We start from the raw sequence: 22,998 nt of genomic DNA on the forward strand, positions 1-22,998 counted from the left end.
TGCGGGCTACGCTGCAAAACTGTCGACGCCAGATTTCTACGGAATGACGACGCCGTTAACACCCCAGCAGACCACAGGTTCAATGTGTTGGCAAATAGCAGGACGTAACGTTCCAATCAATGAAAAAGCCGCGGATCTGCCGCGGCTGTGGGGGCGATGGAAAGGCCGATCAGAGCATGTGCTTGACGGCGTCCTGTTCGTCGGTCAGTTCCTTGAGCGTCTTGTTGATCTTGTCGCGTGAGTAGTCGTCGATCTCGAGACCCTGGATGATTTCGAACGAGCCGCCCTTGCAGGTGCAAGGAAAACCGAAAACGATGCCGGCCGGGATCCCGTAGGAGCCGTCGGACGGCACACCCATGGTGACCCATTCGTTGGAACCAAGAACCCAGTCGCGCATGTGGTCGATGGCTGCATTGGCGGCCGAAGCGGCGGAGGACAGGCCACGGGCGTCGATGATCGCCGCTCCGCGCTTGCCGACCGTCGGCAGGAAGGTATCGTTGTTCCATGCCGCATCGTTGATCAGCTCCTTGACGTTGTCGCCGTCAGAGGTGCAATTGCGGTAATCGGCATACATTGTCGGCGAATGGTTGCCCCAGACGACGAGTTGCTTGAAGCTGGCCACCGGCCGGCCGGTCTTCGCGGCGAGCTGTGTCAGGGCGCGGTTGTGGTCCAGACGCAGCATGCCATGGTAGTTGGCCGGGTTGGTGCGACCGACCTTCTTTGCTGCGGTGCCGGCAATCAGGGCATTGGTGTTGCAGGGGTTGCCAACGACCAGAACGCGGACGCCTTCGCTGGCATTTTCGGCAATCGCCTTGCCCTGAACAGTGAAGATGGCACCGTTGGCGGTCAACAGGTCGGCCCGCTCCATGCCGGGGCCGCGCGGACGCGCGCCGACCAGCAGGCAGACGTCGGCGTCCTTGAAAGCAAGGTTCGGATCGTCAGTGGCGAATACGCTCGCGAGCAGCGGGAAGGCGCAGTCTTCAAGCTCCATGATGACGCCTTGGCAGGCTTTCTGGGCTTGCGGCAGGTCGAGTAACTGGAGGATGACCGGTTGATCCTTGCCCAGCATTTCGCCGGAGGCGATCCGGAAAAGCAGGCTGTAACCAATTTGACCGGCGGCGCCGGTGACCGCGACGCGCATGGGGGCTTTAGACATGATGCGGCTCCTGTTGAGTGATGAGCAAAATTAACGGAAAAGCGGGATAGAAAAGCGAAACGCAAAACGAGCGGAAATCGATCGGCCTTATCCCTGAAACGCCTTCGCAGGGCGAGCCAAATCGACGTAATCATAAGATGCCAGACCACAGAGTGTCAAATATATCTTATATCTTATAGATGAGTTGTATAACAGAAACGAGATGGACGCGAGCGTCAAATTATGCTGAAATAGCGCTCCATGAACCGGTCTTCGTCATTGCATTCTCCGACCTTCAGCCCGCTGTATCGGCAGATCAAGGATTTGGTCCTGCGCCATCTGGAGTCGGGCGAGTGGGGTCCTGGCGACCCGATTCCGAGCGAGTCGGAACTGGCGACGCGTTTCGGCGTCAGTCAGGGTACCGTCCGCAAGGCGATCGACGAGATGGCTGCCGAGAATCTCCTGGTCCGCCAGCAAGGCAAGGGCACTTTTGTCGCCACGCACAAGGACCCGGGTTCCTATTTTCGCTTTCTGCGTCTGCTCCCCAATGACGGCGAGACGCGCCTTTCGCAAAGCGTTCCGCTCGAATGCTGGCGTGCCAAGGCTGGCGCCGACGTGGCCCGCATTCTGGCGCTCGAACCCGGTTCGCCAATCACCATCGTTCGCCGCCTGTTGAAGCTCGGCGACGAGCCGGTGGTCTTCGACGAGATCTATCTGCCCAGCGAATTGTTTCCGGATTTGTCGCTCGAGATTCTCCGGTCGGCTGAGTCGCTGTACAGCCTGTTCGAAACCCGTTATGGCGTACGCATGATTCGGGCTGACGAACGGTTGCGTGCCGTGGCGGCCGACCGGGTCAGCGCCGAATGGCTGCAGGTCACCGAAGGCAGCCCGCTGCTGCTCGTCGAGCGGGTCACTTTTACCTACGGGCACAAGCCGGTCGAATGGCGCCGCGGCTTCTACTCAACACGCAACTATCATTATCACAACGAACTGGGGTGAACCATCACAGCGAGCCTATCGGGTAAGTCAGCCGCGCTACGATGGTTTATAATCGAGCGCGGTTTTGCAGAGGTCGGGCGGCACGGATTCGGCCGCATTACAGATGAGGGATGACGTTCATGGCAGAGATGGCAATCAAAAAGAAGCGTCCAAAAAATTTGGACTTGCCGACAATCAGGCTACCCCTTCCGGGTATCCTTTCAATCCTCCACCGGGTCAGCGGGGCGGCAATTTTCCTGCTCCTGCCGGTTCTCCTATGGCTGTTGCAGAGCAGTCTCGCGTCGCCGGAAGCTTTTGCCGGGGTCAAGGGTATCATCGGGCATCCGCTGGCTAGAATTGTTCTGTTCGGTTTGATCTGGTTTTACATGCATCACTTCTGCGCCGGCATCCGCTACCTGCTACTCGATGTGGACAAGGGGGTAGGGCTCGAGGCGGCACGTCGGTCGAGCAAGATCGTTTTTGCGGTCAGCATCGCCCTGACCCTGATCATCGGAGCGAAAGTGCTATGGTAAATCGTATTCTTGTCGGGGCGCATTACGGGCTCAAGGACTGGATCATCCAGCGTGCCACGGCGATCATCATGGCTGTGTACACGGTCATCTTCCTGGTCGTCATCGCTGCCGTCGGGCCCGACTCCTTCGACGCATGGCGCGGCATCTTTGCCAATGGTTTCATGAAGTTCGCAACCTTTCTGTTTTTCGTCAGTGTCTTCTACCATGCCTGGATCGGTATTCGGGATATCTGGATGGATTACATCAAGCCGGATGCCTTGCGCCTCCTGATGATGATTGCGACGGCTGCGGTGCTGGTCGGCTACGCCGGCTGGGCGGTTCAGATTCTGTGGAGAATGTAAGTGAGCAAGCTAACCATTCCGGTACGTAAGTTCGATGCAGTCATCGTTGGCGCTGGTGGTTCCGGTCTGCGCGCAGCGATCCAGTTGTCCGAAGCCGGCCTGAAGACAGCGGTTCTGTCGAAGGTCTTTCCGACCCGTTCGCACACCGTGGCGGCGCAGGGTGGCGTGTCTGCCTCGCTCGGCAACTCCGAGGAGGATCACTGGCACTGGCACATGTACGATACGGTCAAGGGTTCCGACTGGCTCGGCGACCAGGACGCAATTGAGTACATGTGCCGCAAGGCACCTGAAGTAGTGGTCGAACTCGAACATTTCGGCATGCCTTTCGACCGCACCGACGAAGGCAAGATCTACCAGCGTCCGTTCGGCGGGCACATGTCGAACTTCGGCGAGAAGCCGGTCCGTCGGGCCTGTGCCGCGGCCGACCGCACCGGGCACGCCATGCTGCACGCGCTGTATCAGCGCAACGTGCGCGCCAACACACAGTTCTTCGTCGAATGGATGGCGCTCGACCTGATTCGCGACGATTCCGGCCAGGTGCTGGGGGTGATCGCCCTCGAGATGGAGACCGGTGAGGTCGTCGCCTTCCACGCCAAGGCCACCATCTTCGCCACCGGTGGTGCTGGCCGCATCTTCTATTCGTCGACCAATGCGTTCATCAATACCGGCGACGGTCTCGGCATGGCGGCACGTGCCGGGATCCCGCTCGAGGACATGGAGTTCTGGCAGTTTCACCCAACGGGCGTCGCTGGTGCCGGGGTGCTGATTACCGAGGGTGTGCGCGGTGAAGGCGGTATTCTGCGCAACTCGGCCAACGAGCGCTTCATGGAGCGTTACGCGCCCAACGCCAAGGACCTGGCTTCGCGTGACGTCGTTTCGCGGGCCATGGTCACCGAAATCAACGAGGGTCGCGGTTGCGGGCCGAACAAGGACTTCGTCCTGCTCGACATTACCCACCTCGATCCGGCAACGATCATGAAGCGGCTGCCGGGAATTCGCGAGATTTCGATCCAGTTCGCCGGCATCGACCCGATCAAGGCACCGATCCCGGTGGTGCCGACCTGTCACTATCAGATGGGCGGCGTGCCGACCAATTACAAGGGCCAGGTCGTCGCTCCGGACGGCACTCCGGTCAGGGGCTTCTATGCCGCCGGCGAGGTAGCCTGTGCTTCGGTGCACGGCGCCAATCGGCTGGGGACCAATTCGCTGCTTGACCTGCTGGTCTTCGGCAAGGCGTCCGGGGATTCGGTGATCGAAGATGTCCAGTCGGGTGCGATCGGTCTCAAGGAGTTGCCGGAGAACTTTGCCGACTTCACCATGGCGCGGCTGAAACGCCTCAATACGCAGACCGGTGGCGCCGACGTCAATGAGACGCGCCTTGAGTTGCAGCGTACGATGCAGAAGCATTGCGGCGTTTTCCGCTTCAAGGACATGCTGGTCGACGGTGTCGCGAAGATTGTCGAGATCGAGAAAGCGGTTGCCAGGACCGAGATCAAGGACAAGTCGCAGGTCTGGAACACGGCCCGCGTCGAGGCGCTGGAACTCGACAACCTGATCGAGGTGGCCAAGGCGACGATGGTTTCGGCGGAGGCACGCAAGGAATCGCGTGGCGCCCACGTCCGCGACGATGCGCCGGATACGGCCGCCAATCCCAATGGACGCGACGATGTCAACTGGCACAAGCACACGCTGTGGCAGCGCGAGGGCAATGGTCTGAGCTACAAGCCGGTGATCATGACCCCGCTGTCCGTCGAATCCATCGCGCTGAAGACGCGTTCCTATTGATCGTGCGCTAAGGAGTCAATGATAATGGCCACCAGTACCATGCAGTTCAAGATTTACCGCTACGATCCTGACAAGGACAACGCGCCGTACATGCAGGACATTTCGGTCGAGGTCGACTTTGCGCTTGATCGCAAGTTGCTTGACATTCTCACGCGCCTCAAGGCGAAGGACGATACGCTTTCCTATCGCCGCTCGTGTCGCGAAGGCATTTGCGGTTCGGATGCGATGAACATCAACGGCAAGAACGGTCTGGCCTGCCTGACCGACATCAAGGATCTCAAGCAGCCGGTCGTCCTGCGGCCGTTGCCGGGTCTGCCGGTGATCCGCGACCTGATCGTCGACATGACCCAGTTTTTCAAGCAGTACCACTCGATCAAGCCTTACCTGATCAATGAAGGGCCGCGTCCAGACCGTGAGCGCCTGCAGTCGCCCGACGAGCGTGAAGAACTCAACGGTCTCTACGAGTGTATCCTGTGTGCCTGCTGTTCGACCTCGTGCCCGTCGTTCTGGTGGAATCCGGACAAGTTTGTCGGTCCGGCCGGTCTGCTGAATGCTTACCGTTTCATCGCCGATACCCGCGACCAGGCGACCAACGAGCGGCTGGATGATCTCGAGGATCCCTATCGTCTGTTCCGCTGCCATAGCATCATGAACTGCGTCGATGTCTGCCCGAAGAACCTGAACCCGACGCGGGCGATCGGCAAGATCAAAGAGATGATGGTTCGTCGCGCCATCTGATGGAGGACCGGGAAAAGCTCAACCGCCTGCGCTGGCGCTGCACGCGCCGCGCGATGCTGGAAATGGATCTCCTGCTCGGGGAGTTTCTCGATCGGATCTTTCCGACCCTGACGCCGGGGCAGGCCGATGCCTTTGTCACCTTGGCCGACATGGAGGACCTCGAACTGTGGCCGCTGGTAACCGGTAGCCGCGAATGTTCCGATCTGGTGCAGGCCGAGGTTCTTGCGCTGTTGCGCGACGTAAGAGTTAAGTAAGGAAGTTGCCATATTCTGGCGGCTTCCTGTTCGACGCTGTGACCTCAACACCTCAACGGGGATTAAAAGAATGACGACCGCACGTAAGGCAACTCTGATCATCGAAGGGCAGGCTCCTGTCGATTTTCCAATCATGACGCCCACGCATGGCAATGATTGCATCGACATTCGCACCCTTGGGGCCAAGACCGGACTGTTTACCTACGACTCCGGCTATCTGTCGACGGCGAGCTGCAGGTCTACGGTCACCTTTATTGACGGCGACAAGGGTGAGCTGCTCTACCGCGGATATCCGATCGAGCAACTGGCCGGACAATGCAACTTCCTCGAGGTGGCCTATCTTTTGTGGTACGGTGAGTTGCCGAGTTCCGCCCAGAAGGTCACTTTCGAGAAGAACATCAAACAGCACACGATGGTACACGAGCAACTGGTGAAGTTCTTCCAGGGCTTTCGTCGTGACGCCCACCCGATGGCCGTTCTCGTGGGTGTGGTCGGTGCCCTGTCGGCGTTCTACCATGAGGCCGAGGATTTCTCGGATCTCGAACACCAGAACATCAGTTTCAATCGTATCGTCGCCAAGCTGCCGACGATCGTCGCCATGGCCTACAAGTATCACCGCGGTGAACCCTTCATCTATCCGCGCAACGATCTCGACTACACAGCGAACTTCATGCACATGATGTTCGGCACGCCGTGCGAGGAGTACAAGCCGAATCCGGTGCTGGTGCACGCGCTCGACACCATATTCACCCTGCACGCCGACCACGAGCAGAACGCATCGACCTCGACGGTCCGCCTGTCGGGTTCTTCCGGTGCCAATCCATACGCCTGCATCTCGGCCGGCATCGCCTGTCTGTGGGGTCCGGCGCATGGCGGCGCCAACGAGGCCTGTCTGCAGATGCTCGAGGAAATCCACGATGTCTCGCGCGTCGGCCAGTACATCACCCGGGCCAAGGACAAGAACGACGATTTCAAGCTGATGGGCTTTGGTCACCGGGTCTACAAGAATTTCGACCCGCGCGCAACATTGATGAGGAAGGTCTGCAACGAGGTCCTGCAGGAACTCGGTCTGGAGAACGACCGCCTGTTCAAGCTGGCGATGGAACTTGAAAAGATCGCCCTCGAGGACGACTACTTCGTCGAGAAGAAACTTTATCCGAATGTCGATTTCTATTCAGGGATCGTCCAGAAGGCGCTCGGTATCCCGACCACGATGTTCACCTGTATCTTTGCCCTCGCCCGCACCGTGGGCTGGATGACGCAGTGGGAAGAGATGATCAACGATCCGGAGTACAAGATCGGCCGCCCGCGGCAGCTCTACGTCGGTACGGCCAGGCGCGATGTGATTCCGGTCGGCCAGCGCTAGGCTGGCGGACTCCAGAGGGCGGCAGACAGTGGCCGCCCTTTTTTCATTCTGCAGTCTTTCGACCGCAGGTATTGTCGATTCGAACCAGGACCGTGACCACAGGTAACTGCCATGATGAATCAGCTTTTTGGTAACTCCCTCCTCTTTGGTGGCAACGCGCCCTTCGTCGAGGAGTTGTACGAAAACTATCTCGACAACCCCGGTTCCGTCTCCGAGCAATGGCGTGACTACTTCGACAAGCTGGCCCAGTTGCCGGGCTCCGTCGCGCGCGACGTACCGCACCTGCCGGTGATCAATGCCTTTGCCGAGCAGGCAAGGAAGGGTGGCTACCGCGCCGCGGCAGTGGCGCCGGTCGACGACCAGAAGCAGGTTCGCGTTCTGCAGATGATCAGCGCCTATCGCTTCATCGGTGATCGCTGGGCCAACCTGGACCCGCTCAAGCGCACCCCGCGCCCGGACCTGCCGCAGCTTGATCCCGCCCACTACGGACTGTCCGATGCCGACCTGAACACGGTGTTCAATGCGGGTTCGTTCAAGGGAACGCCAAGCCGCGCTACGTATGGCCAGATCTACGACGCCTTGAGGGCGACCTATTGCGGTTCGATCGGCGTCGAGTACATGTATATCAGCACGCTGGCCGAGAAGCGATGGATACAGGATCGACTCGAGCCCGTTCACGCCAAGCAGAGCTACACGCCCGACGAGCGGAAGCGGATGCTCGAACGCCTGACTGCTGCCGAAACCCTCGAACGCTATTTGCATACGCGTTACGTTGGCCAGAAGCGCTTCTCTCTCGAAGGTGGCGAGTCGCTTATCCTGGCGATGGACGAACTGATTCGCGTCGCCGGTGCCGGTGGTGTTGACGAGATCGTCGTCGGCATGGCGCACCGCGGCCGCCTCAACGTTCTCGTCAATACCCTGGGCAAAGAGCCCGCGATGCTGTTCGACGAGTTCGAAGGCAAGAAGGCACAGGACCTGACGGCCGGTGACGTCAAGTATCACATGGGCTATTCCTCCGACGTTTCGACGCCGGGAGGACCGTGTCACCTGACCCTGGCTTTCAACCCCTCGCATCTCGAAATCGTGAACCCGGTGGTGGTTGGCTCGGTCTATTCGCGTCAGCGGCGTCGCGGTGCAGACGGCAAGGACAAGGTCCTGGCGGTATTGATTCACGGCGACGCTGCCGTTGCCGGGCAGGGCGTCAACCAGGAAATGCTCAACTTTGCGCAAACACGCGGCTACGGTGTCGGCGGCACGGTGCACATCGTGGTCAACAACCAGATCGGCTTTACCACCTCCGACCCGCGCGACTATCGTTCGTCGCTGTACTGCACGGACATTTTCAAGATGGCCGAAGCGCCGATCTTTCACGTCAATGGCGACGACCCCGAAGCCGTGGCGCTGGTCACCCGCATCGCCCTGGACTTCCGCCGGACCTTCAAGAAGGATGTCGTGGTCGACATCGTCTGCTATCGCAAGCTCGGGCACAACGAGCAGGACGAGCCGATGGTCACGCAACCGCTGATGTACCAGAAGATCCATGCGCATCCCGGTACGCGCAAGCTCTACGCCGACAAACTGGTGGCCGAAGGTGTCCTGGATGCCGCCGGTCCGGACGAGATCATCGCCGATTACCGCGCGCACCTCGATCGCGGCGAACTGCTGTACAACCCGGTCCTTGCCGGCTACAAGCACCCGATGACCATCGACTGGACACCCTTCGTCTCGCCGAAATACATCGAGACTTGCGATACCCGGGTGCCGATGGCCGAACTGCAGCGCCTGGCCGAGCGGCTGACGACACTGCCGGAGGGCTTCACCGTGCACAGCCGGGTGCGCAAGATCATCGAAGATCGCCGCCAGATGGGCGAAGGCAAGCTGCCCGTAGACTGGGGCATGGCGGAAAACCTGGCCTACGCGTCGGTGCTGGTTTCCGGGTACGGTGTGCGCGTGTCGGGCGAAGACGTCGGTCGCAGTACCTTCTTTCACCGCCACGCTGCGCTGCATGACCAGAATCGCGAGCACTGGGACAGGGGGACGTACTATCCTCTGTCTCACTTGCAGGACCGGCAGGCGCGCTTCCAGTGTTTCGATTCCGTCCTCTCGGAGGAGGCAGTGCTGGCCTTCGAATATGGCTACTCGACGGCCAATCCGCACGAGTTGATCGTCTGGGAAGCGCAGTTCGGCGACTTTGCCAACGGCGCACAGGTGGTGATCGATCAGTTCATCGCTTCTGGCGAAGCCAAGTGGGGTCGTGCCAGTGGTCTGGTTCTGCTCCTGCCACATGGTTACGAAGGGCAGGGCCCCGAGCATTCATCGGCGCGCATTGAGCGTTACATGCAGTTGTGCGCCGAGATGAACATGGAAGTCTGCCAGCCGTCGACGCCGGCGCAGGTCTTCCACATGCTGCGCCGGCAAGCGGTGCGTAACCAACGCAAACCGCTGGTGGTTTTCTCGCCGAAGTCGCTGCTGCGTCACAAGGACGCCACGTCGGCGCTAGAGGAGTTGAGCGAAGGCGAATTCCAGCGCGTGATTGGCGAAGTAGAGCCGATCAATGCCAAGAAAGTGACCCGTGTCGTGTTCTGCTCAGGCAAGGTCTACTACGATCTGATCGCTGCGCGGCACGAGAAGAAGATCTCGCACATTGCGATTGCCCGCCTCGAACAGTTCTACCCCTTCCCGCAGGAGTCGTTCCAGGAGGAACTGGCCAAATATCCGAAGGCCAGCGAAGTCGTCTGGTGCCAGGAAGAGCCACGCAATCAGGGAGCCTGGTACTGGATCGCTTCGCGTCAGCACCTTTCCCGCTCGCTGAGCGACAAGCAGCATCTGTTGCTCGTTTCCCGTCCAGCCTCGGCTTCCCCAGCGGTAGGCTACTACAGCAAGCACAATGCTCAACAAAAGGCTCTGATCGACTCCGCGCTCGGTGAGATCGAGTACTACAAACCAGCCTAGAACGGAGTGAACATGATCATCGACGTCAAAGTTCCACAGCTTTCCGAGTCAGTCGCAGAAGCGACCCTGGTCTCGTGGCACAAGAAAGCCGGCGAGGCCGTCACGCGGGATGAAAATCTGATCGACATCGAGACCGACAAGGTGGTCCTCGAACTGCCGGCGCCGGATGGCGGCGTCCTGGTCGAAATCGTCAAGGGTGACGGGGACACGGTCGTCTCGGGTGAGGTTATTGCACGCATAGACACCGCCGCCCAGGCCGGTGCCGTCGCAGTGCCTACAGACAAGGCCGCCGCGCCAGCCAAGGCAGCCGTTCAACCGCCGCCGGCGGCCGCCGCGGCGACGGCCGCCGGCGTCGCCCTGCCTGCGGCGCGCAAGATTCTCGAAGAGAAAGGCGTTGCCGCTGCTGACGTGACCGGTACCGGCCGTGGCGGTCGGGTGACCAAATCCGATGCGCTGGCCGCCCAGCCTCCAGCCGCAAAACCGGCTACCGTGGCGCCGCCCGCCGCCAGCGCGGCCACCCTGGCACCGGCACCCGCGGTCACCGTTCCGCTGGGCGAACGGCCCGAGCAGCGCGTGCCGATGTCGCGTCTGCGCGCTCGCGTTGCCGAGCGTCTGCTGCAGTCGCAGGCGAGCAACGCGATCCTGACCACCTTCAACGAAGTGAACATGGGTCCGGTCATGGCACTGCGCAAGCAGTACGGCGATCGATTCGAAAAGGCGCACGGTGTGCGCCTCGGCTTCATGGGCTTCTTCGTCAAGGCTGCCGTTGCCGCGCTGCAGAAGTTCCCGGTGATCAACGCTTCGGTTGATGGCAACGACATCGTCTATCACGGCTACATCGACATCGGCATCGCCGTTGGCAGTCCGCGCGGCCTGGTCGTGCCGATCCTGCGCGACGCCGATCAAATGACCATCGCCGACATCGAGAAGAAGATCGGCGAGTTCGGCGTCAAAGCCAAGGATGGCAAGTTGACGATGGAAGATCTCACCGGCGGCACCTTCTCGATCTCCAACGGGGGAGTCTTCGGTTCGATGCTGTCGACGCCGATCATCAACCCACCGCAGTCGGCGATCCTCGGCATTCACGCGACCAAGGACCGGCCGGTCGTCGAGAATGGTCAGGTCGTCATTCGCCCGATCAACTATCTGGCCATGTCGTACGACCACCGCATCATCGACGGTCGCGAAGCGGTACTGGGTCTGGTGACGATGAAGGAGGCGCTCGAAGATCCGGCTCGCCTGCTGCTCGGCGTATAAGCACTCACCACCGGGGCATGGAGGCTCAGGGCTGCACCCTGTGAAGACTCTGTGCCCTTGTGTCTCTGCGGTTGGAAAGGGGATTTATCATGTCCAAGCAATACGACGTTCTCGTTATCGGTGGTGGGCCCGGTGGCTATATTGCCGCCATCCGAGCCGCGCAACTGGGTTTCAATGTCGCCTGCTGCGAATCCAATGCCTATGCTGATCCAAAAGGTGAGCCGCGTCTCGGCGGGACGTGTCTGAACGTGGGTTGCATCCCATCGAAGGCTCTGCTGCACACCTCGCACCTCTTCGAGGAAGCAGGTCACGGCTTTGCCGATCAAGGCATCTGTGTCGGTGCGCCGATCATTGATGTGGCCCGCATGACCGCTCGCAAGGACGGCATCGTCAAGCAACTGACCAGCGGCATCAAGGGCCTGTTCAAGAAGAACAAGGTCACCTTGCTCAACGGGCATGGCTCTTTCGTCGGGCGCAAGGGGTCTGGCGAAGGCGAGGTCTGGCAGATCAGGGTCGGTCAGGAACTCGTCGAGGCAAAGCAGGTCATTGTCGCCACCGGATCGAAGGCGCGCCACCTGGCTGGCGTGCCGGTGGATAACGAGATCGTTTGCGACAACGTCGGCGCACTGGACATCGACGCCGTGCCGAAGAGGCTGGCGGTGATCGGCGCCGGCGTCATCGGACTCGAAATGGGCAGCGTCTGGCGTCGCCTGGGTTCCGAAGTGACGATCCTCGAGGCCTTGCCGGACTTCCTTTCGCTGACCGACGTCGAGGTGGCCAAGGAAGCGGCCAAGCTGTTTGCCAAACAAGGGCTGAAGATCATTACCGGGATCGAGATCGGTGACGTCAAGGTGTCCCAGAAGGGCGTCGCGATCGACTATACCGACAAGGACGGCAACGAGCACAAGCTTGACGCCGACCGTCTCATCGTCTCGATTGGCCGCCTCCCGAATACCGATGGCCTGAACGCCGACAAGGTGGGTCTGAAGCTCACCGATCGAGGTCAGATCGAAGTCGATGCCCATTGCCGAACCAATCTCCCCGGCGTGTGGGCGGTCGGTGACGTGGTGGTTGGGCCGATGCTGGCGCACAAGGCGATGGAAGAAGGCGTCATGGTTGCCGAGATGATGGCGGGTCAGGCCGGGCACTGCAATTTCGACACCATCCCCTGGGTGATCTACACCAGTCCCGAGATCGCCTGGGTGGGCAGGACCGAGCAGCAGTTGAAAGCCGAGGGCATCGCCTACAAGGCCGGCAAGATCCCGTTTGCCGCCAATGGGCGGGCGCTCGGCATGGGCGACCCGAGCGGCTTCGTCAAAATACTGGCCTGCGCCGAGACCGATCGCATTCTTGGCGTGCACATCATCGGTGCCAATGCTTCCGAACTGATCTCCGAGGGCGTCGTGGCAATGGAATTTGGCGCTGCGTCCGAAGATCTGGCGCGCATCTGCCATGCCCACCCGACGCTGTCGGAGGTGGTTCACGAAGCCGCTCTGGCCTGCGACAAGAGGCCGCTACACTTCTAGTCGCCGCAGAAGGGATTGCTGCGCCGCTCGGCGCCAAAGGTCGACATTGGCCCGTGGCCGGGAATGAAGGCGACGTCGTTGCCGAGCGGCCAGAGTCGATTGCGGATCGAAGAAATCAGCGTCTCGAAATCGCCTTTGGGGAAATCGGTGCGGCCAATCGACCCCTGGAAGAGGACGTCACCGACGATCGCCAAGCGGTCTGGCCTGGCGAAGAAAACCACGTGCCCCGGCGTATGTCCGGGGCAATGCAGAACGTCCAGCACGAGATTGCCGAAACTCACCGTGTCGCCTTGCTCCAGCCAGCGGTCGGGCGTAAAGCTGCGCACGTTGGCAAAGCCGAACATCTTGCTCTGTGCCACCATGCCGTCGATCCAGAACTTATCCTCGCGCTGCGGCCCTTCGATCGGCAAGGACAGGCGTGCAGCCATGTCGGCAACACCGCCGGCATGATCGATGTGGCCATGGGTGACGAGAATCTTCTCCACTTCCACCCCGTTGGCCTCGACCGCCCGCAGGATGCGCGACACATCACCACCCGGGTCGACCACGGCGCCTCGCTTGGTCTGTTCGCACCAGAGAAGGCTGCAGTTCTGTTCGAAAGGGGTCACCGGGATGATCTGATATTTCATTCTCAAGGGCCAGGCTGGCGTGGATCGGAAAGAGCGCGAAGTATAGCAGAGCAGCGCTCAGGCCTCGTCTTTCGGCCGAGCCGACGCTGCGCAGCTTCACCGGACGCTACACCTTGAACCCCCTCCGTCTGCAAGAGCGCGCCGGGGTGCGCCTGGACTACGACGCCCGGTTCGAGCTGGCGCGTCCGCTGCCCCCGATGATCGCGTTGCTGTCCGGAATCGGCGCCATCAGGCCGACGATGCGCGAACAGTTTGTCGCCATGCTGCGCCAGATCGAGCGGCGGCAGGCTGCGGTGTCGGCCGCCGAGCATGGGCCATGATGCGCTGCCTGTTCCCGGCGTACCCCGCGCTCCTCGGGCTGATCTGCCTGGCGCTGGCCGCCTGCGCCAGCCTCGACCCCTACGCGCAGCCACCGGTGGCGCAGCGCTTGCAGCGTGACGACGCAATCGGCGACTGCGCACGACTCTTCCGCGCCAGCGATACGGCCATCGATGCGGCCGGCACGCGCGATGCGCAGGCAGCGCGCGTGCCGGGTTTTCCCTACCTGCGTGTCGATCGACTGCTGGCGAAGCTAGCCGACGCGACCGAGGCTGACCCGCAGCGTACCCGTGTCTGGAGTGAAGCGCTGGCGACGCTCGACGATTCCGCCAGGCGCACCGAGTTGCGCAACGCCGGCGGCGACGATGTCGCCATGGCCGAGACTCTCGCCGCTTGCCGGCGTCTCCTCGCGACGGCCGATCAGGAGGAACTGGGCGTGCTCATCGCCGCCGCGCAAGTGCCCGACGACTACTCGACCGCCCTGCGTGTGCTTGGCCTCTATCCGCTGACGCGGCATGTCTTCGCCGCCGGCATCCGGCAATGGCAGCGCGACACGCTGGCCGATTTCGCCGCGCACGGCACTGCCGACCCGGTGCGCTATCGGCGCACACGCTACGTCGCGGCGGCGACGGCGGAAGTCATGCCGTCCGTCGGCGACGGGCCGGCGCTGGGCCTGCCGCCAGCTTCGCCGGCCACGCTTGCCCGCCTGGTCGTTCGCCATGCGCCGACGCTGGCGATCGAAACCGCCGGTGACGACGATCGACCGGGGGCACTCGTCTGGCAGCACGAGCACGATCGGCTGCAGGCGGGCGTCGCGGTAGATGACCCGGTGCTTTACGTGCGCACCGCCTACAGCCAGATCGGCGGGCGCTGGCTGCGGCAACTGATCTACACGGCCTGGTTTTCGGCGCGCCCACCGGCGCACGTCTTCGACGTCCTGGCCGGGCGGCTCGACGGCCTGCTCTGGCGCGTCACGCTGGCCGACGACGGAGCAGCGCTGGTCTACGACACGATTCATCCCTGCGGCTGTTATCATCTGTTCATTCCGACCGAACGAGTACGCGCCAGGCCGCAGCCCGAGACCATCGACGAGAGTCTGTTCGTGCCACAAACGCTGCGCTCGCCGGGCGTACACGAACGCGTGGTGCTGAAACTGGCCGCGCGGACGCACTATTTGCAGCGGGTCGAGATCGATGCGCAACGTGGCGACGGCGACGGTGGCGACAAGCTCCTGGCGCTACGCGACGAGGACTCGCTCCGGTCGCTGCCGGTGCCGGATGGCGGCACGCGCAGCGTCTTCGGTCCCGAAGGCCTGATCGCCGGCAGCGAGCGGCGCGAACGCTTTTACTTCTGGCCGATGGGTATCACCAGCGCCGGTCAGATGCGACAATGGGGGCGCCACGCGACAGCTTTTGTCGGGCGGCGCCATTTCGACGATCCAGCGCTATTCGATCGCTACTTCGAGCGCCTGCCGTGAATCACGAATCGGCCGAAACGTACCAGGCCAAGCCATGAAACTCCGCGTTGCCACCTATAACATCCACAAGGGCGTCACCGGCATCCGTGGGCGGCCTCGCATCCATGACGTGCGCCTGGCACTGCAGACGATCGACGCCGACATCGTCTTCCTGCAGGAAGTGCAGGACCGCAACGAGCGGATGGCTCGCCACCCCGGCTACCCGTTCGGCACCCAGCTCGCCTTCCTGGCCAGCGACGCCTACGCGCATCATGCCTACGGCATGAACGCCGTCTACCCGCACGGGCACCACGGAAATGCGATCCTCTCGCGCCACCAGATCACTGACTCCAACAACCACGACATCTCCGACCACGTGCTCGAAAAGCGCGGCCTGCTGCACGCGGTGACGCGTGTCGGTCCGGGCAAGGGCAGGGAGGTGCACCTGATCTGTGTCCACTTCGGGCTGATCAAGCGCAGCCGCGTCCGCCAGGCGGCGTTCCTGGCCGATTTCGTTCAGCGTGAGGTGTCGGCCAGGGCGCCGCTGATCATCGCCGGTGATTTCAACGACTGGCAGCAGCGCGTCGACGAGGTTCTGCGCAAGCGGCTCGGAGTCGAGGAAGTCGCGGTGGCCGCCACTCCGGCGCCACAACACGGCGGGCTACTCGACCGGATCCTCTCCTGGCGACCGTCGAGCGATATGCGGGCCGGCGTGTCGCGCACATTTCCCAGTTTCGCGCCGTGGTTGAGGCTCGACCGCATCTACGTGCGTGGCTTCCAGGTGCTTGACATGTACGTGCCGCAGGGCCTTGCCTGGGCGCGCTGCTCGGACCACGCGCCGCTGATCGCCGAACTCGAGCTCGAACCCTCGCGCCTTCGTCCGCAGGTCGCGACCAGGCTGGCCGACGAGGCGGCGAGCGAAGCGCTACCGCCTCTCTGATCTACGAAGTTCGCCTGCCGACCGAAGAGGAGTGAGAGCGCGCGGCGCGCGGGCGCGATGGCCGTGCTTATCCATGGGGTGAGAATTACGAAACGGGTGACGCCAACATCAACAAAACCTGGGACAGCCCCGGCGGCTGAAAGCTTGAGCAGACCACGGCCGTGGGCGCCTATCCACAGGGAGCTTCGAGCGCAGGCGTGCTCGATCTGGCCGGCAACGTCTGCGAATGGTGTCTCAACAAACACGACCACCCGGAGCAGGTCGAGGCCGACGCCAGCGGCGACGCGCGCGTGCTGCGCGGTGGCTCGTGGTACGGCGACCCCGACGCGGGGCGGGTACGCATAACGGTGTGAAAGCTATGTGGGCAGTCAGCCGCGTGGCTTTTTGGCCGGCGAGCAAAAAAAACGCCTGCCACCAATGAAGGCGGCAGGCGAATCACAGCCAGCAGTGGCTTGTTCGGGACTAGCCCTTGACGGTGCCCAGCGCGCGTTGGAGCTGTTCGAGCGCCTTGGGATCTTCGATCGTCGTCAGATCGCCCGGATCGCGGCCTTCGGCGAGCGCCTGGATCGAGCGCCTGAGCAGCTTGCCCGAGCGGGTCTTTGGCAGCACGCTCACGAAGTGTACGCGGCTCGGGCGGGCGATCGCACCGAGGCTTTCGTCCACCTGCTTCATGACCGCCTTCTCGAGGGCCGCGGTTAGCTCAGGTGTGGCGATGCTGTCCACGTTCTTGACCACCGCGAAGGCCATCGGCATCTGACCCTTGAGCTGATCGGCAACGCCGACGACGGCGACTTCGGCAATCGCCGAATGCCCCTGGATGGCTTCTTCGATTTCACGCGTTCCCAGACGGTGCCCGGCGACGTTGATCACGTCGTCGGTGCGGCCGAGGATGTAGTGATAGCCGTCCTTGTCCTTGATTCCCCAGTCAAACGAGGAGTAGACCTGCGGCTCGCGGAAAAGCGAGAAGTAGGTCGAGACAAAGCGCGCGTCGTCACCCCAGACGGTCGTCAGGCAGCCAGGTGGCAGCGGCGGCAGGATGCCGACAATGCCTTTTTCATCCGGGTCGCAGATCGTGCCGTCTTCGCGGAAGATCTTGAGGTTGTAGCCATAGACCGGGAAGCTCGGCGTACCGAAGCGGATCTCGGTCTTTTCGACCCCCGGCATGGCCGACAGAATCGGCCAGCCGGTCTCGGTCTGCCAGTAGTTGTCGATTACCGGCAAGCCCAGTTCGCCCATGATCCACTCATGGGTCGGCTGATCGAGCGGCTCCCCGGCGAGGAACAGGTGCCTGAGACTGGACAGGTCGTACTTGTGCATGTAGGCGTTGTCGTGCTTTTTCAGGACACGCGCTGCTGTCGGCGCCGAGAACATGACGTTGACCTTGTACTTCTCGACGATCTGCCACCAGATGCCCGGGTCCGGGCGCAGCGGCGTTCCCTCGTACATGATGGTACACATGCCACCGATCAGCGGGCCGTAAATGATGTACGAGTGACCGACGACCCAGCCGATGTCTGAGGTGGCGAAAAATGTTTCACCCTCGCCGCCGCAAAAGATGTACTTGAGCGTCGAGGCCAGCGCAACGGCATAGCCGCCGGTATCACGCTGCACGCCCTTGGGTTTGCCGGTGGTGCCGGAGGTGTACAGGATGTAGGACGGTTCGGAGGATTCCAGCCAGGTGATCGGCACGTCGGCGTCCATGAACTCTGCGCGTAGCGTCGCGTAGTCGGTGTCGCGACCTTCGACCTTGTTGAAATCCTTGTCGAGACCGCGGTCGACCATCAGTACTTTGGCGGGCTTGTGCTCGGCCAGTTCAATCGCTTCGTCGAGCAGATCCTTGTAGGGTACGGCCTTGCCGCCGCGCATGCCGGCATCCGACGAGACGACCAGTTTCGGGGTCGCATCATCGATCCGCGTAGCCAGCGATCCGGAAGCAAAACCGCCGAAGACGACCGAGTGAATGGCACCGATGCGCGTGCAGGCGAGCATCGCGAACATGGCTTCGGCGATCATCGGCATGTAGATCAGGACGCGGTCGCCCTTGCCGACGCCGAGGCTCTGCATGATCGCCGCCATGCGCATGACTTCCGTCTTGAGCTCGGCGAAGGAGTACACCACTTCCTGGTCGGTCTCTGTCGAGATGAAGACCAGTGCCCGGTCATTCGGGCGCTTGGCCGCGTGACGGTCGACTGCGTTGTAACAGAGATTGGTTTCGCCGCCGACAAACCACTTCGCGAACGGCGGGTGGGAGAAGTCGAGTACCTGAGTGTACGGCTTGTGCCAGTCGATGAGCTTGGCTTCTTCAGCCCAGAACGCGTCCGGATGGTCGATTGATTGCTTGTGAAACTCTTGGATTGTCGTCATGAGACTCCCTCTTGCAAAATGTGAACCACGTGCACCAGTGGAAATTACGCTTGCCGATTGTCTTGGACCTCGTGCTCCCGGTCAAGCAGTCGTTTTCGAATCCCTGCCAAAGGCAGACCCAACTCCAACTCCCTTTCCAGCAGTTCCAGGAAGGGAAGTATTTCCTTGCCGAGCGGCACAAGATGCGGGATGACCGCACTCGCGTGCCCGGCCTTGATCAGGTCGATGGCATGGCCAAGCCGCGGTACCTGAACCTCGTTCAAGGGCTTGTTGGCGCACGCCACGACGCGATTGCCGCCGGCTTGTTGTGCGCTGTGCAGACGCTCGCCAGCGAGGATCAGTAGCGCCCCGGCAGAGCTTACCCTATCGACGGGGGTGTTGGCGACGCCAATGCTGACCGACAGCTCAAGGCGTTTTCCGTGGGCCGCAATATTGGCCACCGCGAAGGCCTCGCGCAGGCGGTTGGCAAAGGCCTCGCACGCCGGGTAGGGGGTACCTGGCGAAACCACCGCCAGCTCGTTGCTGGAATAATGCCCCAGGCTATCTTCCTTGCGTACCTTGTTGGCCAGCATGCCGGCAAGGCGTTTCTGCAACTCCTTTGCCAGATCACCGCCATGTTCCTGACTCAGCGCCTCGAAGCGGTCAAAAGCCATGACCATGACGCTCACCGGGCCCTCGTGGCGCATCGCATGCGATACCGCCTGGGTGGCCTGTCGGTCGACGTACTGCCGCGTCGGTAGGCCGGTGTCGGGATGCTGGGAATGGTGACCCGGCTCCGCTCTGAGTTCGCTCTGCACTTCTGCCAACTGGAGCAGCGAGTCTATGCGTGCGAGCAGTTCGGCAGCACCGATTTCCCGGCCAATGAAGTCGGCAACGCCAAGCGATCTGGCTCGCTCATTGGCCTCCTCGTTGTCACCCGAGATCATCAGAACCGGCAATTGGCGCAGGCGCGCCAGCCGGGATGAGCGGATTCTCGGTAGCAGACCGTCGTCATCGAGTATCGGCGGCGACAGTGCGCAGATCACGAGCTGGATGGAAGGGTCGAGAACCAGCGCCTGCCAACCCGACTGGCCATCGACTTCCTCGCGAAAGCGGTAGCGGTCACGAACCAGCTTGATCAGCGTCGTGCGGACCATCCGCGATTCATCGACAATCAGGATGCGCGGCGCTTGCTTCGAGTCGTCCATCGTGCCAGGCGATCAGTGGTCCGTATCAACTTCAGGCGACCGGTGCACCGGCGATGTCGACGACCACGCGTCCGTGTGCATGGCCCTCGACGTACTCCTTGAAGATGCCTGGCAACTCGTCGAAGGCGATGGCGCGTGACATTTCATGCAGATGTCGCGGCCGCAGATCGTTTGCCAGACGCTGCCAGACACCACTGCGATACGGCTCGCCGATGTAACCGGAATCAATTCCGAGCAGCGAAGCGCCACGCAGGATGAAGGGCATCACCGTGGTGGTGAGTGACGAACTGGCTGCGAGGCCGATGCTGGCGATCGTCCCACCCTGTTTCATCGTGCTCACGATCCAGGCCAGCACGTCGCCGCCGAGGTTGTCGACGGCACCCGCCCAGAGTGCCTTGTCGAGTGGCCGAATGCGCGCCAGATCAAGCGTCGAGCGGAGCATGACCGCGGCCGCGCCAAGCCCCTTGAGGTAGTCGCTGGCTTTCTCCTTGCCGGTCAGCGCGGTGACCTGATAGTCACGCTCGGCCAGCATATCCACCGCCAGACCGCCGACGCCCCCCGTGGCACCGGTGACGATCACTGGGCCCTTCGCCGGCTGCAGACCGTTTTCTTCCATCCGCACGACGCCAAGCGCCGCCGTGAAGCCGGCCGTACCCAGGGCCATTGCCTCGTACAGCGACAGCCCTGCAGGCAGCGGGACGACCCAGTCTCCGGGCACTCTGGCGTACTCGGCGTAGCCGCCGTGGTGAGCCACACCGATGTCGAAGCTGGTGGCAATCACCGCATCGCCGGCCTGAAAGCGCGGGTCGGCGCTCGCTTCAACGATTCCTGACAGGTCGATGCCGCCGACGCAGGGGAAGCGACGAATGATCCGACCGGCACCGGTGGCGGCCAGCGCATCCTTGAAATTGACGCTCGAGTAGGCGACCCGGATGGTCACCTCACCGGTGTCCAGTTGCGACTCGTCCATGGTGACGAAGCGACCTCGCGCCGAACCTTCGGTCGCTTCGATCAGATAGGCCTTGAACGGACGCATGCTCACTCCTTGTCGTAGGGTGGAAGGTTGGGTCCCAAAACCGCCGGGCGGAACGGTCCGCGCCGTGAACGCTGGGCGATTATAAACACAAACTCCGGTTTCTTGAGTCGCCGCTAGTCGGTAGGGGGTTTACAGCGTGACATTTTTCACATAAATTCCGTCTCCATGCTTAGAAAAAACACCCTCGTCTCTCTTCTCGGCGCCACCCTGCTTGCTCTTTCAGGTGGCGGAGTGGTCCACGCCAACGAACTGCAGAAGCCTGCCGACGAACCTTCGCTGCTGGAACGTTACACCACCAGCGCGCAGGATCTGATCCTCAAGGGCTTCGAGCTGATTGGCATCAATTATCGCTTTGGCGGCGCCAACCCTGATAGCGGACTGGATTGCAGCGGCTTCGTTCAAGTGGTCTTCAGGGAAGCTATCGGCATTCTGCTGCCGCGTACTGCCAGGGAGCAAAGCGAGGTGGGTGCCGTGATAGACCAGCACGAGCTGAAGGCCGGCGACCTGGTTTTCTTCAACACCATGCGTCACGCCTTTTCGCATGTGGGCATCTATCTGGGCGACAATCGCTTCATGCATGCACCGCGTACCGGTTCAGAAGTCCGGATTGATGACATGCGTCAGAGTTACTGGATCCAACGTTACAACGGGGCGCGCCGCTTGCTGTCGCGCTGACCGGCAAAGTCGCTCCGAAACGACGCCTGGCGTCGTGCCCCTCGATGATCCCCTGGCTCGATGACCGGAAAACTCCGTTTCCGCCACTGGAGCTGGCGCTCAACGAGCCCAATGGCCTGCTCTGTGCCGGCGGTGATCTGTCTCCCCAGCGCCTGCTCAACGCCTACCAGCATGGCATCTTTCCCTGGTACTCGAGGGGCGAGCCCATCCTGTGGTGGAGTCCCGACCCGCGCATGGTGCTCTTTCCTGGCGAGTTCCGCATCGCACGCTCCTTGCGCCGCTGCTTGCGCTCGGGGCGCTGCGAAGTGAAACTCGACAGCGACTTCCCTGCCGTAATCCGGGCCTGCGCCGAAACGCCGCGTGCTGGCCAGAACGACACATGGATCACGCGCGACATGCAGCGTGCCTACTGGCAGTTGTTCGAATCCGGCATTGCCCATTCGGTAGAGACGTGGTTTGATGGCCAACTCGTCGGTGGCCTGTATGGGCTGGCCATCGGCCGCATGTTCTATGGCGAGTCGATGTTCTCGCGCGTGACCGACGCCTCGAAGATCGCCGCAGCGCATCTCGCCCGTTTCCTTGAAGAGGAGGGATTCGGCATGATAGATTGCCAGATGAACACGCCGCACCTCGCTTCGCTGGGAGCGCGGGAGATCCCGCGCGCGGTCTTCATCGCCCGGCTGCGTGCGCTGGTCAGCGTCGCCTGGCAGCCTGGCAAATGGCCGACCGACGGCGCCAGCCAGCCCTGGACTTAGGCGAATGGCACGACTCAACGACTCCGACCTGCCATTTTCGCTGCTGCAGTTCTACGCCACAGCTCCCTACACCTGCAGCTACCTGCCGGGTGAACGGGCACGTTCGCAGGTCGCCACTCCCAGCCACCTGATCAATACCGAGGTCTACGGCGAACTCGTTCGCAGTGGTTTTCGACGCAGCGGGGTGTTTACCTATCGCCCACGCTGCGACGATTGCCGTGCCTGCATCCCGGTACGAATTCCCGCCAGGCTGTACCAGCCCAACCGCAGCCAGCGGCGCAGCATCAGGCTGCACGCCGGCCTGACGGCGCGCGAGTTGCCGCTCGCCTTCGCCGACGAGCATTATCAGCTCTATCTGCGTTACCAGTCGGCACGACACGCCGGCGGCGGCATGGACCAGGACAGCCATGAACAATACACGCATTTCCTGCTGCAAAGCCGTGTGGACACCCGGCTGATCGAATTCACCGAGGACGGTGTCCTGCGCATGGTCAGCATCCTCGACGTTCTCAACGACGGCCTGTCGTCGGTCTACACCTTCTACGATCCGGACCATCAGCCGGCGAGTTTCGGCACCTACAACATTGCCTGGCAGATCGCCCAGTGCGTGGCCAATCGACTGCCCTATCTGTACCTGGGCTACTGGATTCGGGATAGCCGGAAGATGGCTTACAAGGCTAGCTTCAGGCCGCTCGAAGGACTGTTTGACGGACAGTGGATAGCCCTTGGCGCGGGTCTCGCGGCCGCCACCGCGCAGCGTTGATTTGCGGTAA

Annotated in this window: 22 protein-coding genes; 17 read left to right on the forward strand and 5 right to left on the reverse strand. The window is 61.9% G+C overall.

Going from position 1 to position 22,998, the window contains the following annotated elements; genetic code table 11:
• Positions 1-169: 169 nt before the first annotated feature.
• Positions 170-1,156, reverse strand: coding sequence for a malate dehydrogenase (locus ACCAA_RS09325; protein WP_186406973.1), 987 nt, complete (start codon positions 1,154-1,156; stop codon positions 170-172).
• A gap of 240 nt (positions 1,157-1,396) precedes the next feature.
• Here ACCAA_RS09325 and ACCAA_RS09330 point away from each other — a divergent pair, with 240 nt between their 5' ends.
• The 10 genes from ACCAA_RS09330 (at position 1,397) to lpdA (ending at position 12,865) form a co-directional block, all read left to right on the forward strand.
• Complete coding sequence (locus ACCAA_RS09330; protein ID WP_186406974.1) at positions 1,397-2,134, forward strand: GntR family transcriptional regulator; 738 nt, start codon at positions 1,397-1,399, stop codon at positions 2,132-2,134.
• 119 nt (positions 2,135-2,253) lie between these two features.
• Positions 2,254-2,646 carry a succinate dehydrogenase, cytochrome b556 subunit gene (gene sdhC / locus ACCAA_RS09335; protein ID WP_186406975.1) on the forward strand — a complete coding sequence of 131 codons (393 nt, stop codon included), beginning with the start codon at positions 2,254-2,256 and terminating at the stop codon, positions 2,644-2,646.
• Positions 2,640-2,987: a succinate dehydrogenase, hydrophobic membrane anchor protein gene (gene sdhD / locus ACCAA_RS09340; protein WP_186406976.1), complete on the forward strand. Its 348-nt coding sequence runs from the start codon at positions 2,640-2,642 to the stop codon at positions 2,985-2,987. The genes sdhC and sdhD overlap by 7 nt, the downstream gene beginning before the upstream one ends.
• A complete protein-coding gene (gene sdhA / locus ACCAA_RS09345; RefSeq protein ID WP_186406977.1) occupies positions 2,988-4,772 on the forward strand; it encodes a succinate dehydrogenase flavoprotein subunit in 1,785 nt (594 codons plus the stop codon).
• A 24-nt stretch (positions 4,773-4,796) separates the two neighbouring features.
• Positions 4,797-5,510: a succinate dehydrogenase iron-sulfur subunit gene (locus tag ACCAA_RS09350; RefSeq protein WP_186406978.1), complete on the forward strand. Its 714-nt coding sequence runs from the start codon at positions 4,797-4,799 to the stop codon at positions 5,508-5,510.
• Positions 5,510-5,764: an FAD assembly factor SdhE gene (locus ACCAA_RS09355; RefSeq protein ID WP_186406979.1), complete on the forward strand. Its 255-nt coding sequence runs from the start codon at positions 5,510-5,512 to the stop codon at positions 5,762-5,764. Before ACCAA_RS09350 ends, ACCAA_RS09355 begins: the two co-directional genes overlap by 1 nt.
• Positions 5,765-5,834: 70 nt before the next feature.
• A complete protein-coding gene (gene gltA, locus ACCAA_RS09360) occupies positions 5,835-7,130 on the forward strand; it encodes a citrate synthase (protein WP_186406980.1) in 1,296 nt (431 codons plus the stop codon).
• Between the two features lie 111 nt (positions 7,131-7,241).
• Positions 7,242-10,082 (forward strand): 2-oxoglutarate dehydrogenase E1 component, encoded by a 2,841-nt coding sequence (locus ACCAA_RS09365; RefSeq protein WP_186406981.1) that lies wholly within the window; start codon positions 7,242-7,244, stop codon positions 10,080-10,082.
• A gap of 12 nt (positions 10,083-10,094) precedes the next feature.
• Positions 10,095-11,339: a 2-oxoglutarate dehydrogenase complex dihydrolipoyllysine-residue succinyltransferase gene (gene odhB, locus ACCAA_RS09370; protein WP_186406982.1), complete on the forward strand. Its 1,245-nt coding sequence runs from the start codon at positions 10,095-10,097 to the stop codon at positions 11,337-11,339.
• A gap of 89 nt (positions 11,340-11,428) precedes the next feature.
• On the forward strand, positions 11,429-12,865 hold the full coding sequence (gene lpdA / locus ACCAA_RS09375; RefSeq protein ID WP_186406983.1) for a dihydrolipoyl dehydrogenase: 1,437 nt from the start codon (positions 11,429-11,431) through the stop codon (positions 12,863-12,865).
• On the opposite strand, the gene ACCAA_RS09380 is transcribed toward lpdA, so the two are convergent.
• Positions 12,862-13,494: an MBL fold metallo-hydrolase gene (locus tag ACCAA_RS09380; protein WP_186406984.1), complete on the reverse strand. Its 633-nt coding sequence runs from the start codon at positions 13,492-13,494 to the stop codon at positions 12,862-12,864. The genes lpdA and ACCAA_RS09380 overlap by 4 nt on opposite strands.
• 113 nt (positions 13,495-13,607) lie before the next feature.
• Between ACCAA_RS09380 and ACCAA_RS09385 the strand changes: the two genes are divergently transcribed.
• The 4 genes from ACCAA_RS09385 to ACCAA_RS09400 all read left to right on the forward strand — a co-directional run bounded on the left by ACCAA_RS09385 (position 13,608) and on the right by ACCAA_RS09400 (position 16,561).
• Positions 13,608-13,814, forward strand: coding sequence for a hypothetical protein (locus tag ACCAA_RS09385; RefSeq protein ID WP_186406985.1), 207 nt, complete (start codon positions 13,608-13,610; stop codon positions 13,812-13,814).
• The gene (locus ACCAA_RS09390; RefSeq protein WP_186406986.1) at positions 13,811-15,289 is read left to right on the forward strand and encodes a hypothetical protein; all 1,479 of its coding nucleotides are present in this window, start codon (positions 13,811-13,813) and stop codon (positions 15,287-15,289) included. The genes ACCAA_RS09385 and ACCAA_RS09390 overlap by 4 nt, the downstream gene beginning before the upstream one ends.
• A 34-nt stretch (positions 15,290-15,323) precedes the next feature.
• Positions 15,324-16,208: an endonuclease/exonuclease/phosphatase family protein gene (locus ACCAA_RS09395; protein ID WP_186406987.1), complete on the forward strand. Its 885-nt coding sequence runs from the start codon at positions 15,324-15,326 to the stop codon at positions 16,206-16,208.
• Between the two features lie 161 nt (positions 16,209-16,369).
• Positions 16,370-16,561: an SUMF1/EgtB/PvdO family nonheme iron enzyme gene (locus ACCAA_RS09400; protein WP_186406988.1), complete on the forward strand. Its 192-nt coding sequence runs from the start codon at positions 16,370-16,372 to the stop codon at positions 16,559-16,561.
• A gap of 109 nt (positions 16,562-16,670) precedes the next feature.
• On the opposite strand, the gene ACCAA_RS09405 is transcribed toward ACCAA_RS09400, so the two are convergent.
• Genes ACCAA_RS09405 through ACCAA_RS09415 form a run of 3 tightly spaced genes read right to left on the reverse strand, consistent with a single transcriptional unit; the run spans position 16,671 to position 20,795 of the window.
• The gene (locus ACCAA_RS09405) at positions 16,671-18,572 is read right to left on the reverse strand and encodes a propionate--CoA ligase (RefSeq protein WP_186406989.1); all 1,902 of its coding nucleotides are present in this window, start codon (positions 18,570-18,572) and stop codon (positions 16,671-16,673) included.
• Between the two features lie 44 nt (positions 18,573-18,616).
• The gene (locus tag ACCAA_RS09410; RefSeq protein WP_186406990.1) at positions 18,617-19,759 is read right to left on the reverse strand and encodes a GGDEF domain-containing protein; all 1,143 of its coding nucleotides are present in this window, start codon (positions 19,757-19,759) and stop codon (positions 18,617-18,619) included.
• Positions 19,760-19,790: 31 nt separating this feature from the next.
• Positions 19,791-20,795, reverse strand: coding sequence for an acrylyl-CoA reductase family protein (locus ACCAA_RS09415; protein WP_186406991.1), 1,005 nt, complete (start codon positions 20,793-20,795; stop codon positions 19,791-19,793).
• Between the two features lie 165 nt (positions 20,796-20,960).
• Here ACCAA_RS09415 and ACCAA_RS09420 point away from each other — a divergent pair, with 165 nt between their 5' ends.
• From ACCAA_RS09420 to ACCAA_RS09430, 3 genes are read left to right on the forward strand one after another with little or no spacing between them, the layout of a single operon-like run.
• Positions 20,961-21,470: a C40 family peptidase gene (locus ACCAA_RS09420; protein ID WP_186406992.1), complete on the forward strand. Its 510-nt coding sequence runs from the start codon at positions 20,961-20,963 to the stop codon at positions 21,468-21,470.
• Between the two features lie 44 nt (positions 21,471-21,514).
• Positions 21,515-22,225, forward strand: a complete 711-nt coding sequence (gene aat / locus ACCAA_RS09425) for a leucyl/phenylalanyl-tRNA--protein transferase (protein WP_186406993.1) — start codon at positions 21,515-21,517, stop codon at positions 22,223-22,225.
• A 4-nt stretch (positions 22,226-22,229) separates the two neighbouring features.
• On the forward strand, positions 22,230-22,988 hold the full coding sequence (locus tag ACCAA_RS09430; RefSeq protein ID WP_186406994.1) for an arginyltransferase: 759 nt from the start codon (positions 22,230-22,232) through the stop codon (positions 22,986-22,988).
• Positions 22,989-22,998: the final 10 nt, after the last annotated feature.

Source organism: Candidatus Accumulibacter aalborgensis (genome assembly GCF_900089955.1).
GTDB classification, from domain to species: domain Bacteria; phylum Pseudomonadota; class Gammaproteobacteria; order Burkholderiales; family Rhodocyclaceae; genus Accumulibacter; species Accumulibacter aalborgensis.